The 25,247-nt window shown below is 51.6% G+C and carries 27 protein-coding genes and 1 tRNA gene; 11 read left to right on the forward strand and 17 right to left on the reverse strand.

Going from position 1 to position 25,247, the window contains the following annotated elements; translation table 11 throughout:
- Positions 1-30 precede the first annotated feature (30 nt).
- Complete coding sequence (locus ACR0JW_RS23015) at positions 31-393, forward strand: hypothetical protein (RefSeq protein WP_480714540.1); 363 nt, start codon at positions 31-33, stop codon at positions 391-393.
- 230 nt (positions 394-623) lie between these two features.
- Here the strand turns inward: ACR0JW_RS23015 and ACR0JW_RS23020 are convergent, their stop codons facing one another.
- Complete coding sequence (locus ACR0JW_RS23020; protein ID WP_480714541.1) at positions 624-1,022, reverse strand: nuclear transport factor 2 family protein; 399 nt, start codon at positions 1,020-1,022, stop codon at positions 624-626.
- Positions 1,023-1,391: 369 nt separating this feature from the next.
- Between ACR0JW_RS23020 and ACR0JW_RS23025 the strand changes: the two genes are divergently transcribed.
- From ACR0JW_RS23025 to ACR0JW_RS23035, 3 genes are all read left to right on the forward strand, one after another.
- Positions 1,392-2,090, forward strand: a complete 699-nt coding sequence (locus ACR0JW_RS23025) for a hypothetical protein (protein ID WP_480714542.1) — start codon at positions 1,392-1,394, stop codon at positions 2,088-2,090.
- A gap of 215 nt (positions 2,091-2,305) precedes the next feature.
- Positions 2,306-3,091, forward strand: coding sequence for a DEAD/DEAH box helicase family protein (locus ACR0JW_RS23030; RefSeq protein ID WP_480714543.1), 786 nt, complete (start codon positions 2,306-2,308; stop codon positions 3,089-3,091).
- A 165-nt stretch (positions 3,092-3,256) separates the two neighbouring features.
- A complete protein-coding gene (locus ACR0JW_RS23035; RefSeq protein ID WP_480714544.1) occupies positions 3,257-3,661 on the forward strand; it encodes a lipocalin-like domain-containing protein in 405 nt (134 codons plus the stop codon).
- A gap of 432 nt (positions 3,662-4,093) precedes the next feature.
- Here ACR0JW_RS23035 and ACR0JW_RS23040 read toward each other — a convergent pair whose 3' ends face one another.
- From ACR0JW_RS23040 to ACR0JW_RS23070, 7 genes are all read right to left on the reverse strand, one after another.
- The gene (locus tag ACR0JW_RS23040) at positions 4,094-4,690 is read right to left on the reverse strand and encodes a hypothetical protein (RefSeq protein WP_170567613.1); all 597 of its coding nucleotides are present in this window, start codon (positions 4,688-4,690) and stop codon (positions 4,094-4,096) included.
- Between the two features lie 195 nt (positions 4,691-4,885).
- Positions 4,886-5,197 carry a hypothetical protein gene (locus tag ACR0JW_RS23045; protein WP_480714545.1) on the reverse strand — a complete coding sequence of 104 codons (312 nt, stop codon included), beginning with the start codon at positions 5,195-5,197 and terminating at the stop codon, positions 4,886-4,888.
- Positions 5,194-5,349 carry a hypothetical protein gene (locus tag ACR0JW_RS23050; RefSeq protein WP_480714546.1) on the reverse strand — a complete coding sequence of 52 codons (156 nt, stop codon included), beginning with the start codon at positions 5,347-5,349 and terminating at the stop codon, positions 5,194-5,196. The genes ACR0JW_RS23045 and ACR0JW_RS23050 overlap by 4 nt, the downstream gene beginning before the upstream one ends.
- Positions 5,342-5,506, reverse strand: coding sequence for a hypothetical protein (locus ACR0JW_RS23055; protein ID WP_170334772.1), 165 nt, complete (start codon positions 5,504-5,506; stop codon positions 5,342-5,344). The genes ACR0JW_RS23050 and ACR0JW_RS23055 overlap by 8 nt, the downstream gene beginning before the upstream one ends.
- Positions 5,499-6,557: a hypothetical protein gene (locus tag ACR0JW_RS23060; RefSeq protein ID WP_480714547.1), complete on the reverse strand. Its 1,059-nt coding sequence runs from the start codon at positions 6,555-6,557 to the stop codon at positions 5,499-5,501. The genes ACR0JW_RS23055 and ACR0JW_RS23060 overlap by 8 nt, the downstream gene beginning before the upstream one ends.
- A complete protein-coding gene (locus ACR0JW_RS23065; protein ID WP_170517544.1) occupies positions 6,550-6,711 on the reverse strand; it encodes a hypothetical protein in 162 nt (53 codons plus the stop codon). Before ACR0JW_RS23065 ends, ACR0JW_RS23060 begins: the two co-directional genes overlap by 8 nt.
- 19 nt (positions 6,712-6,730) lie before the next feature.
- Positions 6,731-6,824 (reverse strand) — tRNA-OTHER (locus tag ACR0JW_RS23070).
- A 465-nt stretch (positions 6,825-7,289) separates the two neighbouring features.
- Between ACR0JW_RS23070 and ACR0JW_RS23075 the strand changes: the two genes are divergently transcribed.
- The 3 genes from ACR0JW_RS23075 to ACR0JW_RS23085 all read left to right on the forward strand — a co-directional run bounded on the left by ACR0JW_RS23075 (position 7,290) and on the right by ACR0JW_RS23085 (position 10,651).
- Positions 7,290-8,264 carry an adenylate/guanylate cyclase domain-containing protein gene (locus ACR0JW_RS23075; protein ID WP_480714548.1) on the forward strand — a complete coding sequence of 325 codons (975 nt, stop codon included), beginning with the start codon at positions 7,290-7,292 and terminating at the stop codon, positions 8,262-8,264.
- Positions 8,265-8,528: 264 nt separating this feature from the next.
- Positions 8,529-9,764: an adenylate/guanylate cyclase domain-containing protein gene (locus ACR0JW_RS23080; RefSeq protein WP_170825521.1), complete on the forward strand. Its 1,236-nt coding sequence runs from the start codon at positions 8,529-8,531 to the stop codon at positions 9,762-9,764.
- 437 nt (positions 9,765-10,201) lie between these two features.
- Positions 10,202-10,651 carry a DUF411 domain-containing protein gene (locus tag ACR0JW_RS23085; protein ID WP_170825522.1) on the forward strand — a complete coding sequence of 150 codons (450 nt, stop codon included), beginning with the start codon at positions 10,202-10,204 and terminating at the stop codon, positions 10,649-10,651.
- A 72-nt stretch (positions 10,652-10,723) separates the two neighbouring features.
- Here ACR0JW_RS23085 and ACR0JW_RS23090 read toward each other — a convergent pair whose 3' ends face one another.
- The 3 genes from ACR0JW_RS23090 to ACR0JW_RS23100 all read right to left on the reverse strand — a co-directional run bounded on the left by ACR0JW_RS23090 (position 10,724) and on the right by ACR0JW_RS23100 (position 13,028).
- A complete protein-coding gene (locus ACR0JW_RS23090; protein ID WP_480714549.1) occupies positions 10,724-11,371 on the reverse strand; it encodes a Spy/CpxP family protein refolding chaperone in 648 nt (215 codons plus the stop codon).
- Between the two features lie 74 nt (positions 11,372-11,445).
- Positions 11,446-11,934: a RidA family protein gene (locus ACR0JW_RS23095; RefSeq protein WP_170816229.1), complete on the reverse strand. Its 489-nt coding sequence runs from the start codon at positions 11,932-11,934 to the stop codon at positions 11,446-11,448.
- A gap of 266 nt (positions 11,935-12,200) precedes the next feature.
- Positions 12,201-13,028 (reverse strand): sulfotransferase domain-containing protein, encoded by an 828-nt coding sequence (locus ACR0JW_RS23100; RefSeq protein ID WP_170816230.1) that lies wholly within the window; start codon positions 13,026-13,028, stop codon positions 12,201-12,203.
- 458 nt (positions 13,029-13,486) lie between these two features.
- On the opposite strand from ACR0JW_RS23100, the gene ACR0JW_RS23105 reads away from it, so the two are divergent.
- Positions 13,487-15,211: an adenylate/guanylate cyclase domain-containing protein gene (locus tag ACR0JW_RS23105; protein WP_480621667.1), complete on the forward strand. Its 1,725-nt coding sequence runs from the start codon at positions 13,487-13,489 to the stop codon at positions 15,209-15,211.
- 228 nt (positions 15,212-15,439) lie between these two features.
- Here ACR0JW_RS23105 and ACR0JW_RS23110 read toward each other — a convergent pair whose 3' ends face one another.
- Positions 15,440-16,474: an alpha/beta fold hydrolase gene (locus ACR0JW_RS23110; protein ID WP_480714550.1), complete on the reverse strand. Its 1,035-nt coding sequence runs from the start codon at positions 16,472-16,474 to the stop codon at positions 15,440-15,442.
- A gap of 133 nt (positions 16,475-16,607) precedes the next feature.
- Here ACR0JW_RS23110 and ACR0JW_RS23115 point away from each other — a divergent pair, with 133 nt between their 5' ends.
- Positions 16,608-17,471 (forward strand): alpha/beta fold hydrolase, encoded by an 864-nt coding sequence (locus tag ACR0JW_RS23115; protein ID WP_480714551.1) that lies wholly within the window; start codon positions 16,608-16,610, stop codon positions 17,469-17,471.
- A 172-nt stretch (positions 17,472-17,643) separates the two neighbouring features.
- On the opposite strand, the gene ACR0JW_RS23120 is transcribed toward ACR0JW_RS23115, so the two are convergent.
- The 4 genes from ACR0JW_RS23120 to ACR0JW_RS23135 all read right to left on the reverse strand — a co-directional run bounded on the left by ACR0JW_RS23120 (position 17,644) and on the right by ACR0JW_RS23135 (position 21,797).
- Positions 17,644-18,693, reverse strand: a complete 1,050-nt coding sequence (locus ACR0JW_RS23120; protein WP_170458412.1) for a GFA family protein — start codon at positions 18,691-18,693, stop codon at positions 17,644-17,646.
- A gap of 182 nt (positions 18,694-18,875) precedes the next feature.
- On the reverse strand, positions 18,876-19,829 hold the full coding sequence (locus ACR0JW_RS23125; protein ID WP_170825526.1) for an ornithine cyclodeaminase family protein: 954 nt from the start codon (positions 19,827-19,829) through the stop codon (positions 18,876-18,878).
- Between the two features lie 143 nt (positions 19,830-19,972).
- Positions 19,973-20,911: a nuclear transport factor 2 family protein gene (locus ACR0JW_RS23130; RefSeq protein ID WP_480714552.1), complete on the reverse strand. Its 939-nt coding sequence runs from the start codon at positions 20,909-20,911 to the stop codon at positions 19,973-19,975.
- A 265-nt stretch (positions 20,912-21,176) separates the two neighbouring features.
- Positions 21,177-21,797 (reverse strand): cysteine hydrolase family protein, encoded by a 621-nt coding sequence (locus tag ACR0JW_RS23135; RefSeq protein WP_480714553.1) that lies wholly within the window; start codon positions 21,795-21,797, stop codon positions 21,177-21,179.
- A gap of 286 nt (positions 21,798-22,083) precedes the next feature.
- Between ACR0JW_RS23135 and ACR0JW_RS23140 the strand changes: the two genes are divergently transcribed.
- Together ACR0JW_RS23140 and ACR0JW_RS23145 are read left to right on the forward strand one after the other, a co-directional pair.
- Positions 22,084-22,569, forward strand: a complete 486-nt coding sequence (locus ACR0JW_RS23140; protein ID WP_480714554.1) for a GNAT family N-acetyltransferase — start codon at positions 22,084-22,086, stop codon at positions 22,567-22,569.
- 135 nt (positions 22,570-22,704) lie between these two features.
- Positions 22,705-23,028 carry a TetR/AcrR family transcriptional regulator C-terminal domain-containing protein gene (locus ACR0JW_RS23145; RefSeq protein WP_480714555.1) on the forward strand — a complete coding sequence of 108 codons (324 nt, stop codon included), beginning with the start codon at positions 22,705-22,707 and terminating at the stop codon, positions 23,026-23,028.
- Positions 23,029-23,090: 62 nt separating this feature from the next.
- Here ACR0JW_RS23145 and ACR0JW_RS23150 read toward each other — a convergent pair whose 3' ends face one another.
- Positions 23,091-24,854 (reverse strand): adenylate/guanylate cyclase domain-containing protein, encoded by a 1,764-nt coding sequence (locus ACR0JW_RS23150; RefSeq protein WP_480714556.1) that lies wholly within the window; start codon positions 24,852-24,854, stop codon positions 23,091-23,093.
- Positions 24,855-25,247: the final 393 nt, after the last annotated feature.

A 25,247-nucleotide genomic window follows, 5' to 3' on the forward strand; every position in this document is an offset into this window, starting at 1 on the left:
ATTTCGCCTGACCCAGACAACAATGACTGGGTGAGCGAACTAATACTCGATATCGACCACATTGAGGAGTGGATCAGGCAGGACAACGGGCAATTCAGTTTTTCCGTTTCCCAGGTCAATCTGTGTTTCGAGGGCGTTTCCGATCTGTCCGTTTCCTTTTCGTTTCCGAAATCGACCGTTACACCGCTGCCAATCGACCAGATTACCCGGTCCAGAGAACCAGTTCGGATCCACGGAATGGATTATTCCGAATTTGCCTGGACCATCGAACTGAATGACCGCCGCGGCGGTCGCATTTGCTTCCACGCCACTGGGTATCGCTTTGAAAGGGTCGGAAAACCCGTCACCTGCGAAGAACAATGTATGCCCAAACACTTGCGCCTACCGCAGTAGAAGCGAAAGATTTTGCGGCCACCTTCGTAACGAATTCGTTGAGGCCCACCAACACGCGCACATAAATCTTAAATTAGTTCGCATTGAGCAGGAAAATTGCCTCTGTCACAATTTACTGCGAGTGCATTCAGTATAGTTAGACCGAATACGGAAACGAGTTTTCGTTTGCTGAGGATCAGCTTTGCCGAGCCTCTCAGATGCTACAATGCCCACTTTGCGTGGCGATATCACTATGAGAAAGTGCCACCGCCCTGTCTGGCATGGTCGTCGCGGTCGAACCAAACCAAAGACAACTGTATCAAGCCATTGTCGTCGAGGGTCCACTCCTCCCAGCCCAACAGGCGAACAGGGGGATCTTCACGCCTTCCGGGGCCGACGAGCATACCGGTAAAGAGAGCGTGGTTCCCTGATAAACGAAAATCATGCAGCAACACAGAAGAACCAGGAAAATCACGGAAGAACGGTGCCGCGTAATCCGAAGCAATCGCTTCCCGACCTCGAATTGCTTTGCCGGAATTGAGCCGTGCCGCCCCATCTTCAGCGAAATGTGCTGCTACCTGTGCCGGATCGTTGGAACTCCACGCAGCGGCATACGAAGAAGCTTTCTCCAGCGCATCAGCAAACAACATTTCGGTTACCCTTTCTCGAACATGGCCACTCATTGGCTTTGAGGGTGAGACCATGGATGTATCTTAGACGCGTACGTGCAATAAGTCATAGGTATCCGCGTTTTAGGCGTTCGATCCCAGCGCAGCGAAAGAGTACTCCTCCGAACCGGGGGTTCGCAAAACTCGCAGCGACAGCGTCGGACGCACCCAATTTTCTGTTTTCTGCAGAGGTGACGAAAGTCGGCTACTCGTCTGAGCCAACCGATACTCCATCAGCACATGTCTCGCGCACTTCACTGCCACGTTCCCAAATTCGTGAGCGCTATTCCGTGGACCCAATCAGAGCATACGACTAGCATCAGTGATTACTCAGCACGAAGGGAGACAAACATGTCGAAGTTCACCAACAGAACAACTGCCTATGGGGTTGCTGCACTCGTAATCTGCTGTTTCGCAACGGCTGCGGAGGCGCAATCGGCAGGCGATGAGATGTCGTTTTTCATAACCAGTGTGGGTAAGGGGGACGGTGCCAATCTGGGCGGGCTCGAAGGCGCCGATGCTCATTGCAATACGCTTGCTTCCGCGGCCGGTTCTTCCAAATCTTTTGCGGCCTATCTGAGCACCTCAATGTCCATTGATCGCAGCACTGACCCGATGACAATCACCAATGGCATTTCTGCACGCGACCGGATCGGGTCGGGTCCTTGGTATAATGCCAATGGAGAGCTTATCGCCAACAATGTTGAAGACCTGCACAGTGACGGTGTGAATATCAATCTACAGACCGCGCTTGACGAAAACGGCAACCCTGTCAATGGGCGTGGCAGTCAGCCGAACAAACATGACATTCTTACCGGCTCCGATTCCGCTGGATATTTCTCGACGGCAGGTGGTGACACGACATGCAGCAACTGGACTTCGAATAGTGAAGACGGATCTGCGATTGTCGGACACCATGACCGTGTAGGTCTCAACGATGCTCGAAACATGTTGTCCTGGAACTCATCGCACGGCTCGCGCGGTTGCGGGGAGGAACATCTGCCACGTTCTGGCGGGGCGGGCCTGTTTTATTGCTTCGCAACTGACTGATCAGGCGGCATTGGAGCGCGTGTCAGCAATATTGCACCTGGTATTGCTAAGTTAGTTTTTAGGGTCACGTTCTGGAAACGGTTTTTGGGCAGCAAAGCCCGATTGCCGTTTAGACCTGTGGCCGACACCGAATTAGGAGATTCGCAATTTCTATCGACAGTTTCGCGGACACTGAGATTGGAAAACACTTGACCGACGCTGCACGTCGTTGTCGCATGGTTTTCTTCACCGGACTAACAGCATCTGGAAAGTCGTTCCTGTTGCGTCAGCAGATATCCATTGCGATCTCCTTGGGACGTCGTGTGCATATCATGCGTTGGGACACGGGGCTCGCGGCGTTTCAGACCGAAGACATACTCGCGAGTTATCCAGATGTTTCAGATGGAACTCATCCGTTGGTACGAAGGGCCGCTGGATTGTGGGGGCGGAGAGCCCTGGCGCGATGGCTGGTAGAGAATACCGACCCCACAGACATGATTGTCGGTGAAGTCCCTATCATCGGAAACAGGTTTTCCGAGTTCATCCAGGTGCAGCCGGATCAGGTTGAACCAACCTTAGCATCCGAGGAAACCACATTCATCTATCCTGTTCCCACAAAAAGCTTGCGTGCCGATCTCGAAGCCATCCGGAGGTCAACGTTTGCGAACCCAAAACATCCTGATGAGGCCAGAGATGCGCCTCCACCGACAATGGAACTGGCCTGGCGCCTAACATGCGCCAAGGCTGTTGAATTGGGCTTAGTCTCTAAGGTTGACACCCATTCTCCGTATGAGGAGGCGATCTATGTCCGATTTTTTGAGCACCTGCTGCAACACCGAAACGCCGTCAGAATTGCGGTCGATACGATTTATTCAGATGCCGGGTCAGCCCATGACCTGAATGCGAACATCTTGGAACTCAGTGCAAGCCCAAACGAAGTGCAACGTGCTGTCGCAGAGGTAGAGGCTGCTTTCACAGTCCAGGAAGTCGTCCGAGACGTCGAAAACTGGTATCAGGTGTAGTCCCGGGCAAAAGTCAGCTCCATTGGTATACCCGAAACCGATAAGGTTGGTTGCGAAGGTCCAAATTGGGCTGCGAGCGGCCAATGATGCTGACCGCAGGTAGCGGCAGTTCTAAGTTCAACCAGCCGTTGCCGGGCAGCCATTTGCTGGGTTAGCCTTGTCAGTATGAGCGCGAACGTTTCGATCATCGGGACATGGGTATTGAAGAGTTTCGTCGCGGAGTTTGACGACGGCTCCACTCTCCAACCCTATGGCGACAACCCGCAAGGCCGCATCGTCTACGCGGGCGATGGGTTCATGTCGGCTCACTTATGGAACCCCGACACCCGTGTTGAGGGAACCAACTCACGTGACTACCCCAGTTACTTCTCGTACTGCGGTGATTGGTCAATTGAAGGCGAAGTCGTTCGGCACCGAGTTCATGCTTCGACCGAAGCATCTTGGGCTGGGCAGGACAAATTGCGAACCATGGCGTCAATTGGCGAGCTCTTGGAATTGACGGCGGAAGAGGTCGTCTTCGAGGGAAAGGAAGGAAGGGGTATTTTGGTTTGGGAACGCCTTAAGAATTAGCCGACAGCGGCAATCGGCCAACGATCACTTCGTTCGCAACTAGGGAGTTGAAAAGTCTAGTTTCGAGTGTCGGCTTTGGGCTGCGTGCGGCCAATCATGCTAACAGCAGACAACGATGGCACCGAGCCCAATTCAGTCGTTTACAGCAGACAACATGATTTCCTGAACGTCGCGCATGTCCTAGTGAATGGCTTGGTGCAAAACTGAAAAGCGTGATTGTGAATGCCTGCTTCAGGCTGGTTGCGGTCAACCATGCTCATCGTAGAGACTGGTAGTACATGGTTCCGCAGAGCAGTGTTGGCGAAATGCTTGTCCGGGGCGCTTTGGTTCCTAGCAGGAGAGGCGCTTAGAAGAAGCGCGCACTACTACAACGACAGTCGCCATATAAGACTTCGTATGTAAAATATTGGGTAATGGCGGCAGGTAACTGTACTAGCGGTCTGGGTCTGTATCGAGTTTGCCCCAGAGATCATCAACCAGATCTGAGAAGCCATCATTCGAGGTCCCCTTGGGCAGTAGACCAGCTCTTCGCCGGCGTTCGATCTCGGCCAGTAGTTCCTCCTCTGTAGCTGTTTCAACCACATCACATCGAAGAGCTTCAATCTCGTCCGCTGTCCACGACTCAAATTTGTCAGCGTAGAAGCCCAGGGAATACGGCTCGTCATCAGAAATCTGTTTGATCACAGCATTCCAATCGTCATTCTGGTTCGATGCCTTTTCGATCCTCTCGTCTGGTTCGCGAATGGACTCACGGATCAACGGCAGCAGCTTTGCCTGAGCGCTTTCTTCACCAGCACCAGTCCCTGCAAGCCAAAGGTCTGCGATCTTGCGAACAAGCGACCAAACAGTTTGATTTCGTGGGTGGTCTTCGATTCTGCCGCCAAGGCCTCGTTCTTCAACACCGAGCTGTTCAGATGCCCTCTCATTCATGCGGATATCGTAATTAGACACGTCAGCCAGATCTGAAGCGTTCTCAGCCACAGCTCGGGCGACCTCTTGATCACCAACATAGACAACCACCTTCAACATCCCGCTACCTCTTCCTTCGCCGGTTCATCACTCGGTCCAGGTGGCTGTAGTCTAGATCTCGCATTATCCTTTGAACTCGCACTGGATCGACTTCGCGATCTTTTCCAGCAGTGTGGACGATGTGTCTGACGTAGATCGTCAACGCGACAATGATCACGGCGGATAAGATCAAGCTGATATGCTCCGCCCCCATCACTAAGTCTTCTTCCTTGGGTCTTCGATCCCGAGGTCGTCGAACACGTTGCCGCTACCATCAGTGATCTCGACATCATCGTCGTCAGTCACTAGATCCCAGGTGTTCTCTTTGACCCATTCATCCCGCCATTTGGGCGCATCGGCCGGACGCTGTGCAAAATCGGCGATTTGCTCGAAAATCATTTTGCGCAATGCAAGCCAGACCTCCGGACCCTCTTTGCGACGAGCTTGCAACTCTGCGATCAAGTCATCCAGAGGAACATCCTGTAACGGGCGCCCGACGATCTCGTCTTCTGAAAAATCATCTGTCATCGCTCAACATCCTCGACACTGATCGTCAAGACTAAGATCTTGTTTGGTTTTACAGTGATCTCTTTTCCTTCAATCTCTCGAAGTTTGCCGCTCACCAAAGTCTCGCAGACTACGAAAATTGGGATTTCCTCTTCTGTAGTCTTGTCACTCATCTGGCTTACCCTTCGGATCAGGCACCTTTCGCGACCGGATCTCATCCGAGGTAATCGGCTTGGTTAGTTTTGCTCGACCGGCCGCAATTTCAGCCTCCCGAAGTCTAAGCAAACGCAAGGTTTGTTCATCCAGCTCAACGTCGTCGTCATCACCCATCAGACTTCTCCCGAGTACAGTAACAGTGAGAACAGAGTACTTGAGACCCGTCGGCTGTCCGAACGATGTCACCAACGTGGCCACACTCTTCACACGTCACACCGCATCGAAATTCCATCCAGACAGCGTACTCCTGAATGAGATCGTGGTATCGACTGAAACCGATGCAAATCTTGCCATCCTGGCCTTTCTTAATGTCCGAAATCTGAATAGTTCCAGGGTCCAGTGCCCTGAAATCCTGACTGAAGGAAAGCTTGTGGAGTGCTTGCGAAATCAAGACGAGCCAGCCCTTTCCGACAGCAGGAACAAGATATGTGCAATCCCGAGAAACGAGGTCTGGATAGTTTTCCACAATGTCCAGCTTCAGGCTGTCGGGCCAGGATTCTTCGGCGCCCTCAAATCGCCGCCGCAGAGCATCGTTGTAGCACCAGCTGCAAAGTGTCGTCACATACCCAAGGATGTTCTGGCGTTGGGCAGAATTAGAACAACCTTCACAAGTTTGCTCAATCTGATCGACACGCCATTGAATCTCTTCACTCGTAGCCTGGTTGCAGCCCGGGCCCTCATAGACGCGCAAGCCTCCCCATTTCTGTTTGATCTGAACGATGGACGGGCGTTCACCGCCAAACAGCTCGGGCTGCTCGTCGATCAACCTCTTCACTTTCTCAAGTGCAAGCGTAAGCTGCTCCGCCCACCCGGCACGATGCTCACCAAGCTGCTTAAAGACGCTTCCATGAATATCATTCCAGTCGACAACACTGCTCATCTCTGACCTCCGGGCCCGCGCCTCATTGAGATCGTGTAAAACCTCCGCCATAGCAGTCATCATACGGTCGACCACTTCTAGGTCATCACACTCGACATGCAGACCCTCGGTCGACCATGTTACGTCAGAGACGTGCGGAGCTGGGTAGTTGTGCGCCATCACCAACCGCATCTCCTCGCTGTACCAGACGTCAAAAGATCGGAGATCATCTGGCGCTCCATGGTCCTCGATCACACCTCGGACCTTTTCCCGGAATTCCTTCCAGCTCTTTTCGACATCATCCATCAGTCACATTCTCCAGAACTTGGTCTTGTTGAGATGGAAGACCCCTCTCGAGATCTGGCAAGCCGGACCAGCCTTCGGGTGTGCGTCCGAGGCTCTCCTCGACCGATTGTTTGATGTCTTTGAAATCAATTGCGTTCGTGACGTCGCCCGCCATGTCGGACACCTCCTGAGGATGGTAGGAGGCGTCGGAATCGAACCGACTCGTGCACTCTAATCTGGAGCAATTACAAGGATATAAGCCTCGCCCGCATACCAATGCTGCCTCCCACGGATTTCGCGTGGGTTATCGACCTCAGGCCGATATTCGATGGCAGTGGATGCGTGTGTACGTCATGACCGCAAGCTGAACCAGTTCGCATAGCCATGTCAAGACGGCGCTTGCTGCACTTCGAGTTTCACCGCGTAGTTCTGAGAACCTTCTAGCTTAGCGTGTGCCCGATACACTCATGCATCTTATTTTGCGGGTCAGTACAGCGTCGAGTAGCTCTCCGACAGCGAAACGATTCGATACCCTGTGATCCGGACTCGAACTCAGAAACTCCGTCGATAGTTCGCTCTGAACCGACGTGCGTCTTTTGATCTGCGTCTTATGCGCTCCGTTCTGGAGAAATACAAAAGTCTTGATCTGACCAAACCTCAGCGGCAGCATTGACCTGCATCTTTCGAAAAATGGAGATCCCGGTTGCAAGACCTTGTAAGCCTCATTCCATTTAGCGTCTCGAGTCATTTGTGATGATACGTTCCTCACCTGAGCTGCTGGCGGTTTCGAGGCGTTGGTATGAAATACTCAGAACCAAGAAGAATACTGACGAGTTGCAGGATTTTCTGTCGAAAGCAGATGAACTACGGTTCGTTGGGACAGGAGAAGGTGAGTTTTGGAGCGGGCAAGCAGTTCGCGATGGGGTTAGCGGCTTTTTCGCGGAGATCCCGGCACCAGTCGTTTTCGAAGAAGTTGAAGCTGAGGCCTTCGAAAACGGAGAGACGGGATGGTCATCCTTCGTCCACAAGATTCAGTTTGTCGGCTTTGATGAAGCCGTCTTTTACCGCACCGTTCTGATTTTTGTCCTGGAGGGAGCAGCCTGGAAGATCATCAATCGCCACGCTTCAGTGCCAACTCCAAATATTGAACTCGTGGGTAAAGAGCAGCTGGCCATCCAAAAACTGGTTGATGCTGCGCGCGAAGATGGACCCGAGCTGATCCAAACCGAAGGTTTGGCTTCAGTACTTTTCACTGATGTGGAGGGCAGCACAACGTTGGCGGAGGCGTTGGGCGATCAGCGTTGGTCGGTGCTGATCGAAAACCACTTCCAAGTCTTGGCGGCGATCATTGAAAAATATCATGGCCAGTTCGTGAAATCCCTTGGAGACGGAACGTTGTCCGTCTTTCCTTCCGCGAAGGAAGCGCTAACGGCCGCTGTCAAGATTCAGAAGGCTATTGCATCGGCTTCCGAGGAGCCGTCTTTCGGTGTCCGGGTTGGAATTCACACTGGTGATGTCGTGCAATCTCGTGGAGATTTTTTTGGCACTGTGGTCAACAAAGCTTCACGCATAACCACGGTTGGTGCGGCAGGCGAGATACTCGTTTCAGATGCGACTCGCGCCATGGTCGGAGGACAAACCGATTTCTCATTTTCTGAAATAGAACCCAGACTTCTGAAAGGTCTACGCGGTCACCACGTCTTGTATCGTTTGGAGTGGCAAGATTGAGTATTTCGGTTGCCTCAACGCCGACAGATCACACAGATACCCCGCAGAGCTCAGTCGCAAAAGTCTTGCGGTACGCGCTACAGCTCACATCGCTAGCAATTCCTGATGAATTGCGACCATTGCCCAAGTGTCGCGCGTGCAATACGCCACAAGATCAGCATATACCTTATGGCTGCAAGCGCAGTGGGAGAATTGAATTTGATGTGTCCTTGAAGTGAATTAGACTAAGAGCCAACTGTTCAGATAGCTCATTAAGAGGACATCATGGCAGCTCCTTTAGTCCAAAACTGGGAACTGACTGCCGCCATCCAGGACATAGCAGATTGGCTGGTTCAACAGGGCTTAGAGAATGCGCCTGTGGAGCTCTGGCTTGAAGCATTCTGCAACCGTCTTGTTTCGGCAGGAATTCCGCTTCAAAGAGCAAACATCACTGTTCGCGCTCATCATCCCGAGATTGGGACTGTCGCTTTTCGCTGGCACAGGGATGGCGGTCATGAGCGAGAGAACTTTGTCCGAAGAACGGATGCGCCTGAGGAATACGTTCTAAGCCCAATTTACTATCTTTTGGCAAACAACGTTGAAGAGATCAGACAAGATCTGACAGTCGAAGAACCCGAGCTCAACTTTCCGATCTTCGACGAACTTCGCGAGCGCGGTGCAACTGACTACTTCGCTGTTAAACGGTTTTTCCTTATTCAGGACAATACTACGCCAGTCGATCCAATGCGGGCCTATGAAGGTGCTATAATCTCGTTGACAACCGACGCGAGCGGGGGCTTCACAAGCGAGCAACTTGATGGTTTGCGTCAACTGATATCTCCACTTTGTCTGACGCTGAAATGTGGGGCAAACCGGCTGATGGCTGAAGACATAACCGCCGCGTATCTGGGCAAAGACGCCAGTAGGCGCGTTCTTTCCGGGGACATCACCCGAGGTTCATCGGAAACTATTTCAGCGGTGATTTGGTATTTTGACCTGCAAGGATTTACCAAATTGTCAGAGGCGCTTCCGGGGGACTCAATCATAGAATTGCTAAACGACTACTTCGCGGAAGCTGTTGACGTAGTCGAACGCAATGGCGGTAACGTTTTGAAATTCATGGGAGATGGAATGCTTGCCATCTTCGATATCAATCAAGTTCCGGACGCTCGCCGCGTCGCAATTCACGCGGCCGTGGAGTTGCGAAATACCTTTGAGGAACTCAACCAACGACGGCAAGCTGATGGTTTGCCAACGACCGGCTTCACTCTCTCGTTGCACGCAGGCGATGTTCTTTACGGCAATATTGGCGGTAGGTCTCGCTTGGATTTCACAGTGGTCGGCCCAGCGGTAAATACAACTTCGCGCATTTTAGGCATGTGCAGCGCGCTTGATCAGAACATTGTGGTTTCCGATAAGGTGGCGGGTGACTTAGTGGGCTCCATTCCAAGTCTTGTTTCCCTGGGGCAATACAGATTGCGCGGTGTTGCTGAAAGACAGGAGCTGTTCACGATAGACTAACTGCCGCTATTTGGAAGCTGCCGCAATGGGGTGTTGACCTGCGTCAAAGCAAAGGTAGCCGGATTGCTACTAGGTTGGTTTGCACATGGAACAGAACTGTTGGATCAAGCACCCGCGAAGAGCGGCATTCTTGGTCATAGTGATTGCATTGTCAGGGTGCACGGGCAGGCACCACCAAGGCAATTGGCATGGCCACGGCTTAGAAGGTTGCTATGGACCTCACCACGACGTTGATCGCGAGGTCCATTGCCGAACGCTCGAGTGAACTTGAGCCATACGCGATGCAACTCACAAAACGTTTGGCGACCAGTGTTATTTGGATTGAGATTCAGATCTTGTATCGAAACTGCCCGTTTGATGCTCAGTCCGGTAACATTGAAAAATTTGGCCTTGGCACAATATCTTTGTAGTCCCATGAGGAAGCGGAGAAGAGACCAATGAAACGACGCGAATTTTTACTAGCGGGTGCAGCAGCAGTGTTAGCCACTCCTTCCGTCGGTCAAGAAGCCCCACTCATCAAAGTGTACAAGACGCCAACCTGCGGCTGTTGTGTCGCGTGGGTGGATCACCTGATTTCCGCAGGATTTCGCGCCGATATGCTAGACGTGGGGCAGGAGCAGCTGTGGTCGCTTAAAGAACAAATGAAAATCTCAGATGAGCTTTCCAGTTGCCACACGGCAATTGTTGGGGACTATTTTGTCGAAGGTCATGTCCCGGCAGAAGATATCTATCGACTTTTGTCCGAACATCCTGAAGGCCTCGGCCTGACAGTTCCGGGCATGCCAATGGGTTCACCGGGGATGGATTTTTCAGACGAGCGAGAGCCCTATGAAACCTTGCTTGTTGGTCTGGATGGGACGACGAGTGTGTTTGCTCGACACAGCTGAGAGATTGGATGAAGGACAATCAGACTTACTAGATCCGTGTCCAGCATTTGTTTGCTCTGATCTCAAATGGATTCAGCTGCAACCGTTGTGTTTTTTCCACATGGCTGGGTCGTGGCCTTCGGGCACATTGGAGCACGGGTCGTTCGCATACCCTCTTAGAATGCTGTACTGTTGGATTTGATCTGCGCTCAACAGTGGTGTTGTTTGCAGGTGCCGGGACAGATGAACCAGTCGCAACTCGGCCCTGGCAGTTTCGGCCGCTTCAACAAGTTTGTTTAGCTCGGCCAATTCAAGCTGGTCACCGGCAAACGCTTCACTTAACGCCGCCTCGGCCTCAATAAACCGCTCGCCTGCGACGACTGCCTGTACGCGCATTTCAGAATGGATCGCCTCAATTTTTCTCAGCTGATCCTTCGAGAGTCCAAGTTCATCTTTCAATTCGAGCAAGTGTGCTGGGCCTGGTTTGCCATTCAGCTCCGCTGGTAAAGCAAAACCCCAACCTCCGCCGCGCCGCAGCTCTTCCAAATCGGTGTCAGATAAGCTTTTGATGGTCCTGGATTGCAGTCCGGCGTATGGCGTGACTTCAGCGTCGTGAGTGTGACTTTGCGCGAGTGCTACTTGAGAGTATTGGATCGTACAGAGCGCCGTTACAATCAGAAACTTAGGCATAAACTTGATCATGAAGTCTCCTTTCTGGCTCACCAAAATGCCTTCTTCCATACAGTACTTCTGCCCGGTGCAGCGACATTCCTGCTCCTTTTTGACCGGTACGTCGTTCCGGATTCACGTGTATTCTAGGCCGTTGAGACAATAACCTCAGCTTCGATTTCAATTGGGAAGTTGATTGGTAGGCCTGCCACCCCGACCGCCGTACGTGAATGGCGGCCAATCTCTTCTCCAAAGACGTCAATGATCAAATCCGTGAAACCGTTGAGAACCGCAGGCGTATCGCTGAAGCCAGATTTGCAATTTATCATCCCATGAACTCGGCACCACCCCGTTATTCGGTTTAGACTGCCAAGTTCGCGCTTTAGACTGCCGAGAATAGAAAGCCCGACTTTGCGTGCTGAGGCGTAGCCCTCTTCCACAGACACATTTTCTCCGACTGCTCCAAATGGCGCGGCCGGAGTACCGTCTATTTCTTGTGGTCCATGACCAGATACGAACGCCCGGTCGCCCCGAACGTTAATCCACGGAAATGGCAACACCATACCAACAGGCAATTTTAGCGGCGCAGGTAAAATGATGTTGTGGTCTACCAATCGCTGTTCAGCGTCGATCATGGTACTCTCCCTCGCAGCACTTGCATGGATCTTACCATAAACCATGCCCAAAGTCGGTCTCGACCACCAAACTTTGCAAGGTCCGCTTCGTCCACATTTGAGTCATCTGGCGAAACCGCGGCGAACGGCTGTTGTTGGTTAGGGCAAACCCTGGCCGCGTTCGCGGGCATGAATGACCGCTCATCGTGGTTACGGGTCATCCGGCAAAAAGTCTCAGATGGCCGAGACGGTCCCGAAGCGGCAATCTTTACTAAGAAAGTGAGGTCCTAAGCAGGAAGCTCTCCGCCAGACTGAAGCCATCGCGCGTCGGCTTCCGGAAGCAACTCTGCAAGACGTTTGTGAAACGCAAGAAGGTCTTCGTCTGAAAGCTTGCCCTCCCACTTGCGACTGCTTGCGCTATCGAAGAAGGCTGACGGGTCTTTAAAGGTTGTGGACCGTTGTGTTTCTTCCTTAGCACTCGCGCGTGCATTGGCTTGCATGTTCTCGAACTGCATACTTTCCGCAATTGCGGCCAGCATTTCATCGCCAATTTTCAAGCCAAGTACGGAAGCGAGCTTTCTAGTATGAGAGAGCAAATCGCGCCGCATATCGGCGTAATGGAAAATGTGTATTTTGGGATGTTGGATGTTTGACTTGAAGGACTTGAAGTGATGAACGATGGCCTCAAGGGTGATCCCATCGGCCATCTCCTCTCGAACGGTCTCACCAAGAAAAAGGGCGAATGAAGCTGTCGGCTCATCCGGGAACCTGTCTTGGATCAGGTCTTCCTTCAGGTTTGCCACATGTCGGCGCATCGAAAAATGTGCGTCGATTGGGTGTCTGAACACCGCGATGTAGGTGCAATCTGGATCGAAAGGAATGCCGTCAAAAGGCGTATGGGTCTTGATGCATCTTCTGTGGCTTTGAGCTTCGAACATTCGAGCTATGGGGAGTTGATCTCGAAACGCAGGGTCGAGCCAAACCGACAGGTCATCCATGACCTTGTCCATACCTGGCTTTTCAAACAAGAGCGACAGCACAAGGGCTTGCGTCCATGTTGTTCCGCACTTTGGCGGTGTTGCAACAATCACATCTCCTTGGCGCAGCGCGAACATGTCCCAAATCCGATTGTCGGTGAGACGTGTTCTGTACTCGAATGCCTTCCTTGAAGACGCCCGTATCGTCATTCTGATTTCCGCCAATGGACCCTTAATGAAACGATAGCAAGCATGCGGCGCTGAACCTAGAATTTTGATGGCACCCGAGTAGGAAGGCCTTTCAAAGTGCCAAGCGAAAACCTTGCATTCGCGGCTAGAAGCTCGTTTTGCCCTCAAGGCAGTCATACGCGGCACCTTGCTCCAGTGCCTGCGCTGCGGTGTAAAGTCGAAATTACAAAGTTCGGTTTTTCGAGGTCCGCTTCTGCCTAATTTACCCAAAAGCAAAAAGCTTGCGTGTCGTTATTCGGTCACTGATGTTCATTGAATATTGATCGCGATTTATGCGCGAAACCCCTAATATCCCTTTGACACTCCTTCACAATGGATACGCGGGAGGATTTTGTTTGGAGCGGTACTTGGCTGCCATACTCGTGGCTGATGTTGTTGGCTATAGCGCGCTTGTCAGTGCTAACGAGGAAGCCGCATTGCACACATATAGGGGCCACTTTAGGGCGCTGGAGCCGCATGTCGGCCTGAATGGCGGACGCCTATTCAAAAGAACCGGTGACGGTTTTCTTGCAGAGTTTTCCTCGGTTGTAGATGCGCTGGCATGTGCGGAAACGATGCAACGTCAGATGGCTGAGCGGAACGGGGCGCGCGGGCAAAGTCCGGAAATGCAATTCCGTATGGGAATTCACGCGGGCGATGTTTTTGATGACGACGGTGATGTTCTTGGTGACGGCGTCAACATCGCGGCCCGGCTGGAAAGTCTTGCTCCTCCCGGAGGGATCATCGTTTCAGGTCGGGTTTACGAAGACCTTGTGGGTAAGGTGGATGTATCGTTCACCGAATTGGGGCCGCAATATCTGAAGAATATCACACGCCCTGTAACTGCTTACTCGGTACAAACAGCATTTGCTACTGAATCCCCGATAATTCAATCTCGCCCAGACAAGCCTTCGGTGGCCGTATTGGCGTTTGACAATCTGTCGCCTGACGCTGAACAGGATTACTTTGCAGAAGGTATAGCCGAAGATATAATCACCAGCTTGTCCAGAGTGCCCTGGATATTCGTGGTCGCCCGAAACTCCTCTTTTTCTTACAAAGGGCTTTCGGTTGATGTGCGTCGTATCGGCCGAGAGCTTGGTGTCCGCTATATATTGGAAGGGTCCGTTCGCGGCGCTGGTGACCGGTTGCGTGTCACGGGTCAGCTGATTGATGCGGAAACCGGGTCTCATGTTTGGGCGGATCGATACGATGGCAAGCTCGATGATGTTTTTGAGCTTCAGGACCAGATTACCGAGGCTGTCGTTGCTTCGATTGCGCCAGGTATCCGACAAGCTGAAATAGACCGTGCTGCTCACAAGCGCCCTGACACCCTTGGAGCCTATGATCACTTCCTACGTGCGCAGTCCTTGATCTACAGGTTCAATTTCACTGAAGCAGACGACCATTTGTCAAAAGCTCTTTCACTCTCAAGTGAGTACCCATTGGCAAGCGCTCTTCGAGGCTGGATCCGCACTTTGCTATGGAACCCGGATACGCGTCCAAACGAGGCCCGATTTGATTGCGCAATTCAGCTGGCACATGAGGCTCTGGCGGCATCACATCTTGACCTAGAGGCGCAAGCATATGCCGGTTACGTACTCGCGTTTCTGTCGGAGGATACAGAGTACGGTTTGTCACTTGTGGATCAAGTCGTCGAGAGAAGCCCAAATTGCGTTTCAGCCTGGGGATCCAGTTGCGTACTGCATGGCCTGATGGGTGAAGCGCAGGTGGCACAAGCTCATGCCAGGGAGGCGCTCCGACTTAACCCGAATGACCCACTAAACTACCGGGTCCACATGGGTATCAGCCTGTCGCAAATCGCGGAAGGGAACTGGCGCGATCTAAGAGAAACTGCCCAAAAAATGCGTGCATTTCATAATACTGTGACTGTCTTTCGCCTGAACGAACTTGTGGCGGAAATGGCTCTCGGCAATGGGAGCCGAGCTAGAGAGCTCGCAGGTATTCACATGTCGCGGGAACCCGATTTTAGCGTTTCAATGTTCCGGCATATGCGCGCTCGTATCTCTATCGCAAAACCAGAAATCTATGACGCCTACTATAAAATGCTCGCAGCCGCAGGCATTCCTGATTGACGACACCAGTTGTAGACCAGCGGCCAGTCATAGCAAGCATGCAACATGTGGAAACGTATTTTTTGCCGCTGGAAGAATGCACAATGTTGTCTGCGAACAGTCGTAGAAGTGAATAGCGGCGAGCGGCAATCGAACCTTCGCGGCGCTCGGCGTGAACGATTGCTCTGCGTACATAGCTACCATTGCCACGTTAGGTCAGATTAATAGGTTTGCAGTTTCATGCTCTAATCAGAACAGATGCCCATACGTGCGAATTGCATGCTGTCTGTTTTGCAGTTCAAGTTTGGCGTAGATTTTACTTGTGTGGTTTCGAACGGTTTTTTCACTCATTTGAAGACTTCTAGCAATTTCTTTACCACTCATTGCTTGGCAGATGAGTCTCAGCACGTCCAGCTCGCGCTTTGTCAAATCGTTAAAGTCCGTCGTTTGACCGGAAAATGTAAATTCAAGCAAGCTCTTGGAAAAAGCGCGCCAGGCAGGTTCATCGCGTTGGATAATGTGATTTTTTCCCTCTAAAGCAGACATTGTCGCTCCGGGAATTTTCTGAGCGAGACGTTGTCCTTCTTCAAACGGAATAACCTGATCGTTCCTTGAATGGATCACCAGTGTTGGAACTGAAACCTTTGGCAACAGACTTTCAACATTAACGTCAGCGCGCGCCATAAGCAGGTCGGCCCCTGTCTCAGGCAAAACGGTCTTTTGGCAAAGTTCTGTAAACCAAGAGCGTTGTTCGGGCGGCGCACCAGGAAGAAATCTTGATGTAAATACATCTTGAAACGCAGGGTTGTCATTCTCCCAACCCAGGCGAAATACATCGATAACAGTCTTGTAGTTTTTGGCGGCAACCGATCCGCGGTGGCTGCTGCCCCTTGCATAGCCTCCAACGAGTACCATCCCGGCGACTCTACCGGGATACCTCAGCGAATACGCGATAGAAGTCGCAGCGCCCTGAGAAATACCCAGAAGATAAATTGGTTCGTCTATTTCAGCGGCGTCGATTACAGCTTCGAGATCATCAACCCAGTAATCAATACCCAGATTCTCAACTCGTTTGTCAGACAATCCGCAGCCTCGCTCATCATATCGAACAAGGGTGAATTGACTTTCTAGCAATTCGATCCAGTGAGACCAAATTGGACTGTCTAGATCATAACTGAGATGCGTGAGCCAGTTAGCCGCCTTTACCATTGGTAGGCCGTTTCCGGATTTGCTCCACGCCAGCGACGTACCATCGCTTGAAGAAGTGTATCTAACGGTTCGCATGTCTTTTTTTAGTCAATTTGGGGCAAATGTCCCATCAATTTCCCGTCGGTTTGAGTCTAGCCGGGACATGTGTCCGATAGGTTGAAGGACAGATGAGTGACACCATTGTGAAACTCAGATTGGAGGTCATCACATGAATAAGCAATTTGACGCATCACTACACGCTTCGCCGTGCTGGTCCCAAATATCGCCCGCTCCCTGCGTAGGGCTACATTGTTCTGGCGCTGACGGAAGCCAGTGGCGCAATCTGTTTGCTCGGATGAGCGAAGAAACCAAAACAATAGCACCCGACCTAATAGGAACCCTGTCTAGAGGTCATAAAATCCCGGACGGGTCGTTCACATTGGAAAACGAAGCTGCTTCGATTATCACTGAGATAGAGAAGCTTGGCAGACCCGCTCACTTGATTGGACACTCCTATGGAGGAGCGCTGGCTTTGCATATCGCCAGAGCTCGACCCGACCTTGTTCGATCACTTTGTCTCTATGAACCAACTTTGTTCAGCCTACTGAAAGCCGGAAACGCGGCTGACGGTTCATTGTATTCCGAGATTGTAAGCCTCACAAACGCAATACGAACGGGAATAGAAGAGGGATGCGAAGAGTTCAGCGCTCAGGTTTTTACTGATTTTTGGGGAGGACTTGGCTCTTGGCAAGCCCTGAGCCGTGAACGCAGGTGCGCTATGATTGATTGGGTTCACAAAGCCCCAAGCGATTTCGATGCGCTTCTGAAAGAACCTGACCCAGAATACATTCTTTCTGAGGGAGTTCCCTCTACGATCATTCGCGGATCGCAGACGCATGTGCACACAAAGCGCATCGCAGAGCTTCTGGCATCCCAAGGCAAGCTTGTTGAGCTAAAGGTTCTGAAAGGTGCCGGCCATTTGGGGCCCTTTACCTTCAAGGAAAGTTTCGAGATGGAGGTGCTGTCGCATATTAGAACTGTTGACCGCCGCGACATGGCTTCAATGGACGTCAAGCCGATCAGTAGATCATGAGCCGGGGACACTGGAAATCTAGAAAAAACGACCGACCGATCTGGACTCCGAGCGGTCGGTCGCTGTGCAGCCTCGCTAACGTCTTATGGGCGCCCGCATTGGGCTCGATGTTGTCATTTTCTCAAACGCTAGGAATGTTCTCTTTGCGGATAAAGCAGAAATCGCTCGATCACTAAAACACTACAGGCGGCTTAGCCAAAGGTCCCCAAGTTTCAGGGTCTGGTAGACCGACACTTGACCATGCTTCTTGCAAAACTCTGGAGTCTGAAGATCTTGTCCGCGGCAAATCATCCAAAATATCAAACCAAGGCATTTTGCTTTCTATTCCGGAGTGGACTGAAGGAGCAAAGTTTTCTGGTTGGTCGAGGCTCGAAGTATGCAGGACCAGATAGGCCGTTTCTCGTGGCTTCACGAGCTTATAAGTTAGGCTTGCCCCGCATCTGGCACAAAAGCCACGATTTGCTATCGGCGTAGTTGCGAAGTATCGAGGTTCCTCGGTGAGAAATCGAACAGCAGAAGCAGGAAAGGCCGCCCATGCATTAACTGCTGAACCAGAAAATTTTCTGCAACAACTACAATGGCAATACCCTGTGCTTATGGCGGGTGCGTTTATTTCATACCGGACCAACCCACAGATGCAGCCACCTGTCACTAAGGTTTTGGCCAATTCATCTTCATCAAAATCCAGAAAACCCCCTTCCTCTCCGGGTTCTGAAACGGTCATGTAGACATGTATTGGAGTATCAGTGCTCTTGAGTCTTTTGTGACCGCAATCCGCCAGCGGAAGATCTATCTTGCCCGCTATTTGCGCCATTACTTCTCCTGAAACCGCGATTCCACCTGGTTCCGCTATTGCCTCAAGCCGTGCGGCAGTATTTACGCCGTCTCCGAGAATATCATCACCGTGCACAACAACATCACCGAGCGAAACTCCGACGCGTAAAATGAGTGGGTCGTCACTGTTCGATTGACGTGCTTCGCGCGCGCACGCTCTTTGAATGTTGATTGCACAATTGACCGCCTCAAAGACACTCGAGAACTCAGCCAAAAACCCATCGCCAGTAGACTTAAAAACACGACCCCGGTTTGCTTCCACCTGCATGCCGATGATTTCACGTTCTAGTCGAACCAACTTAGCTAATGTTCCGCTTTCATCGCGTGATACCAATCCTGCGAAACCGACTATATCGGTGGCCAGAATGGCCGCTAATTTGCGTTCCATCTCCGTTGCTCCGAGCTAATAATCTCCAATTGGTGCCTGCTTACTTTAGCATAAAACCGGTCAGAGCGAGCCACGGTGGCTGAGGTGTTAATTTCCAGCTTTCAAAGACCGTTCGGGGCTGCGAGCGGTCAATCATGCTCATCGCAGAAAATGGCAGCGCTGAGCCCAAAGCCGAAAGATTCCTACTTTTGCCGAGCTCGTACCTCGGCGGCACGACGAACTGCGAGTACCGCTGTTGCGTAATCTCCCAAAGAAATCCCTCTGAAAGCGAATGCAGCCGGTTTCTCGCTTAAAGTGGTATCGACTGCTCCCGAGACAATTTCCGTCAAGTCCCCTGTTACCCGCTGATATGGCAGCATTGGTTTGTCGCTTTCAGATTCCTGTTTTCGGTCGTCAACAATAACAGTTTTGAAAGCGGTCATACCCTCTGGAAGCCACGGAATGCAGGCATCTGTAATGGCGGCGAAGGCAGTCGGCTTTAGCCATCGGGCATCCAGAAAAGGTTCGATGGAATAGTCCAAAGTTATTGATGTCACTACCAGATCGGCATCACGCAAGGCGTCCTTGGCACTGGTGGCTGTTTGGGCCTCGAGGTCCATGTCCCGAGCCCGGCGACAAAGCTTGTCGACATTCGCTTTGCCACGTCCGAACACACGAATGCTTTTCAAGGGGAAAACTTCGGAGAACGCAAGCAAATGGGAGTGAGCTTGCACGCCGGCCCCAACAAAAGCCACTGTCTCAGCATTGGGATCAGCAAGTCGACGCGCGGCGACGACTGACAGCGCTGCTGTTCTAACAGCCGTTACCCAATTTGCCCCTAAGACTGCCCGGAGAACCCCGGTTTGCCCGTCCATTACCATGATAGCGCCGTTAATCGCAGGGAGCCCTTTTGCCGGATTGTTCGGACACACCGTTACCTGTTTGGTCACGATGAACCCATCATCTCCTACTGCCAAGGTCGACATTGCGTACCGTCCATCCCCGGGCAAAATGGCTGTCTTAGGGGACGTATGAAGCTGCTTACTTGCCTTGGCTATCAGCGCAGATTCAATCGCGTCGGCAACTTCCGAAGGTTGGATCCCTAAACCTTCCAAGTCTTCGTCAGAAAGATAAGTTATTTTGCTTTCAGAAGTCATGTTGGCGCCGCTCCGCTTTGCAACCCGGCTTCCCGATTAGGCTATCAAATTGCATGTTAACATAAGCTTTGGGTGTCTAGATTGGGACTTCACTCGAGTACATTATTCGTTGCATTGGGATTTCTGTTTTCATGCTTACGGTCTCAAGTTGTCTCAAGCCAGTTGAGTTTGAAAATTGTATGCTCTCCTTCGAGACCTTTAAGCGGAACAGTCATTTGCTCGGCAAACTGAAACTCCTGTGATCCGCCCACCATGATCCGTGTGGCATCCGAGACGCGGATGTCACTTGGTGCTGCCAGGGCGGCTATACGTGCTGCTTTGTTGACAACGGTCCCGAAGTGATCAGCATCAGAAGTTATCACTTCGCCGGTATGCAAGCCGATGCGAACCCGCAACTTTGGCTCGTTTGTTTCCGCCGCGTTCGCCTGTTGAATATTTTGAGCTGCCAGCAATGCTGCCCTTGCGGAAGCAAAAGACGACATCACCCCGTCTCCCAGTGATTTCACCGTACGTCCACCACTCCCGACGATCTGCGTTTCGACAAGTCGCAGATGTCTTCCGAGGGCGTCGCTCCAAAGCGTATCGCCTATAGCCTCAGCGATTTTTGTGCTGTCCGCGATATCGGTGAACATGATGGTCGCTATACCACTTTGGCCGAGTTCGTGGGGTGTAGAGAGGGCGGCATCAAGCAGTTCCTCAAAGCCTCTGGCCTCATACCCAAATCCCTCTACGTTGTTGACCGGTAGGGAATTGTGAACGTGCACAATCTTCCAGGATCCTTTGTCGAGTTTCAGAATGACCGTAGAACGTAGGTGCGCGATCTGTCCTGTTTCAATACCCTCAATGCTTGCTTCCCATTCGACCCAACCGAGTGATCCGCATTCAAATCCTCTCAGGTCTTTTGGGTGCCACTTGAACCGTGGAACCTCACCGATGTATTGCTCCATACCGCGACGCAGCGCATCGCCCTTCCAGGCTTCGCCGTGTGCTGAGCCAAAGTATGACAGGGCAGCGTCATCAGAAAAAAGATTTGCCACCGTCTCCCCATCGCCCCGACCGTAGGCGTTGATCCATCGTGCCACTATAGCGGCCAGTTCTGGTGAGGGGCTTATAGTATCTCTCATGTCAGAACGTCGCGTCGACGGCCAGAAAACTGCTTCGAAAAATATGACCTTCGCACGTCCAGTTCCTTTTGAAGCGTGTCATGGCATAACCTTTCCGAGATCTCCATTTCTGAGGTCCTGTTAGTTTAGGCCAAGCCGGGGCGGCCAAGCGACAAAAATCTCTGCCCGTTTCTGCACCCAAAAAACTATGCATCCCAACTGGCACTAACGTTTCGATTGCAATTTAGAGCGACGAGATGGCATTGATCACTGCTTCTCGGTTCTGAACAGCGCCGGTTTGTAGATACTCCATAGCTTTGAGAGCAGCTTCATGGGCTTGGACAGATGACCCGCCAACACAGTCCTCTACAACGCGGCAGAAATAGTCGGATTGGTGGCCATCGACGAATGTGTAGTGCACACAAACATCTGTCAGCCCGCCGCACAATAAAAGTGTGTCTACTTTCAAACCGCGCAGCAGGATTTCGAAATCGGTTCCAAAAAAGGCAGAATACCGTCGCTTCGGGACGATGTAGTCACCTTTGCGATATCCCATCTCATCTTTTGCAACTTCCGTTCTTGGATCGCCTTCGAGGCAGTGTATGTCTTCGTCACCATCCAGTTCACGGCCGAAGTCTATCCTGTCGGGACGATGGACTTCTTGGATGAAAATGACTGGCACATTGTAATCATGTGCGGCATCAACCAAATCACGCGCAGCGATCATGCGCTCTTTGTAGCCCGGCATGTTGTCGATGGAGCGTACTTCGCTGTCATCAATAAACGTGCTCTTTTGAATGTCGATTACGATTAGGGCAGGTCTACCCTCGATCAGTTTACTGGCTTGTTTGGTTTTAGTTTTCATGTTCGACCTCTAATTTGCCAGGTCGTCCTGAAAAAAACGCCCTTGCTTGGCCGGGTCGTCCCAGCGGGCAGATCAGTTTTACTAGATGTGCAAGTGAGTACGGTCAAGAGCGCGCTGCGTTGTTATGGAATGAAAAGCATGTGTTCGCGCCTAGGGCAACATTGCACGCACAGCTGCCGCTAGGGGTAAGTGCAGAGAATGTCTGTGCCGAGCGCAGATTGAGCAATGCTGCGAGCAAAACCGACGGCGGCTATACAACTTGACCCATCGTTCATAGTGTAAATGCATGAACAGATTCCGAAATGCTCAACCCTCTGATGCAATTCGATGCTTTGAGATCGAGACTGATGCCTATGAAGGTGACGAAGCGGCTACCCTCGAAAAGATAGTAAAGAGAATCGAGGTCTATCCCGATGGTTTCCTCATTCTTGAAATCGAAGGTGAGATTGTTGGTTTTGTGAATTGCGGATGTGCGTACAACGTTGAAATGTCTGACGAGGAATTCAAAGAACTTGTAGGGCATGACCCCGACGCGTCAAATGTCGTTATTATGTCTGTCGTCGTGGATCCGGCGCATCAAGGAAAAGGCCTATCGCGGGCACTGATGACAGAATTCGCCGGCCGCATGAGAAAAATGGGCAAATCCGCGATCTACCTTATGTGCAAAGAGCATCATCTCCCGCTTTATCAGAGATTTGGGTACAACTATCTTCGCCCATCAACCTCTGATCATGGAGGAATGACTTGGCACGAAATGTCCATGCGACTTTGACACGTTGGTTGGTTGAGCCACGGTGAGCGGACATTCGACCTTGCGACAGGATGTCCGTTTCGGCCGCGGAGTGGGCAGTCATGCTAGTGCAACAGCCGCCCGCTATGAGCCCGCTCCAGTATTTTTTGATGCTGAGTGGCGCGAATATGGAGCTGTTCGACAGCCATCGGATTAAACCGGATGGTCATCTCAGAATTGATCCGTCACCTTGACCGTTCCCGGCAATTCTTCACTGAAACAGCAACACATGATTACCCAGTAACGAGGCTGATCAGCGAAGCCATGGACGCAGGAGTGATCCGAAAGGCTGACCCGGTTTTTGCGACCAACCAACTTCTTGCGCTTGTCAAAAATTTCTTCTTTTGGCCTGAGTACTTCCTCGGCCAGAACCCGACGCCAAAGGACGTGCTGGACGATTGTGTCACGATGTTTCTGAAACACTACAAAGCGGACGTTTGATCGTTTGCCGCGAAGGGTAGGAAAGTCCGCATCTATCCCAAAACGGGCTTCTTTGCTTCTCACTAATCCGGCAATCCTGCGGCTTTCAGGCCCGCAACGATTTTTTGTCTGTGCTCTTGCTTTGCGTAGGGTAATTGGGAACTGAGGGTGGATACCGTAGCCACAGGGATCAGTCCGAGAAGTTTCAAGCCGGCGTCCTCTGCTTCCCGCAATTTACCCTGCGCAGTTTTTACCGCCGACAAAAAAATGTAGTTCATAGGAAATTGAGGAGCGTTACGTATTGCCGCCTGAAAATATTCGACAGCTTCTTCATAGCGGTCAAGCTGCAACATCAGGTGACCATAATTCAGAAGGTAAATGGGTGGGGTATGCGGTTCTAACCGCATTGCTCGGTCCATCGGAGCAATTGCCAGCTCCGGAGTTCCCGCGTAGATAAGTGAAGAAGCCTGCCACAAATGTCCATCCGAGGAATTGGGATCCAGTGATAGAGCTGTTTCATGCTCAGAAAGAGCTCTTTCGAATCCCTCACCCCACATATGCATCCAGCCCAGAAACGCGTGAGCTGCCGCTAGGTTAGGATCGATCTTAGCGGCATGTTCCGCCTCAGCCAAAGCTTCGTCGAACGCGTTGTGCTGGGTGTTCCATTTGAAGAACCAAGCGTGGAATTTTACATAGCTTCTAACAGCCATTGCATAAGCGAAGCTTGGGTCAGCTTCTAATGCCTTGGTGAACAGTAATTGCGCGTCAGCGTTGGCTTGCGGACCCGGCTCACGATAGCGCAATCGCCCTCTAAGAAACCAGTCACGCGCTTCAGTATTCTCTGTGTATTGACTGCCAAGACGCTTTTCCTCACCTTCCCGTAACTGAATAGACAGCGCGTCGACAATTTCTCTTGTAATCTCGTCTTGCAGGTCAAAGACATCTTCTAACGTTCCGTCTCTGCGATTGGCCCATACGTGGGTTCCATTTGCGGTTTCAATCAGCTGCGCATTCATACGAACCCGATTGCCTGCCTTGCGTATACTGCCCTCAAGGACATAGCGCACACCCAACTCCTTACCGACGCGTCGCAGATCCACTGCCTTGCCTTTGTAAGCAAAAGAAGAGTTGCGACCGATGACTAACAAGCCAGACAATTTTGAAAGGTCGGTGATCAGATCCTCTGTCATGCCGTCTGCGAAGTACTCCTGCTCGGTATCACCTGACATATTGTCAAACGGTAATACCGCGATAGACGGAGTGTCTGGCAGACTAGGAGTTGAAATCAGCTCTGACTCAGAAGTGGATTCTTGATTAGTTGCTTCATTGTTTGCCGAGCCCACCCATTTCCAGACGCGGATCGGCTCTGCAATGTTTTTTACTTTCTGTTCACCCGCGTCGTGAAACGGCACATCCAGACGGTGCTTGATCTGTTCATAGACCAAAGCCGAAATGCAGATCCCACCAGGATCTGACAACGTTTCTAGCCTTGAGGCCACGTTGACTCCATCGCCTTGAATGTCGTCGCCCTCCACCACGACGTCGCCGATATTGATGCCAACGCGAAAAGCAATCCCCTCATCAACTGGAGAATCTCTGTTGCGTGAATGGATAGACTTTTGAACATCGTAGGCGCATGAAACAGCTTCGACAGCGCTTGCAAACTCAGTAAGTACTCCGTCGCCCATCCATTTGACGACCCGACCTTCGTGTTTTGCAAAGGCTGGCTCGATGACGTTTTCCCGTAGTTGTCGCAATTGCTCCAACGTCCGCTCTTCATTAGAGCGGACAAGGCGCGAATAACCCACGACATCTGCTGCAAGTATTGCAGCAAGTCTTCGTTTCATGCCCGCACCTCCCTAAACGCTGAAGCCTAGACTCAGAAACAACTGAAATCCAGTTTTTGATTGTATCTTCCGCTCAACAAGATTGCGGCGCCCAAGCTAAATACTATCGGTGACCACGGGGTTTTGGAGCAACGATGCCGTGATAGAGAAAATTATTTCCAGCGCTGCGTTTTGAGCCGACTTCAAACTAGAAGTCACAACGAATTTTCGAGCGGACGGCAGCACTTGATACTTTCCAGTGCGCATCGAATTTATCCTGCATTTTCAATGTTTCGAAGGTTGCGCAGAAGAATGTCGGCTTTGTCCGCATTGCGGTCGTTCGCCCAATCGGAACGGATGTCTACTTTGCGGGACACCTGTCGATTGCATCGCTTACATTGGGCTATCTGTTTA

This window comes from Ruegeria sp. BG6 (assembly GCF_056538465.1).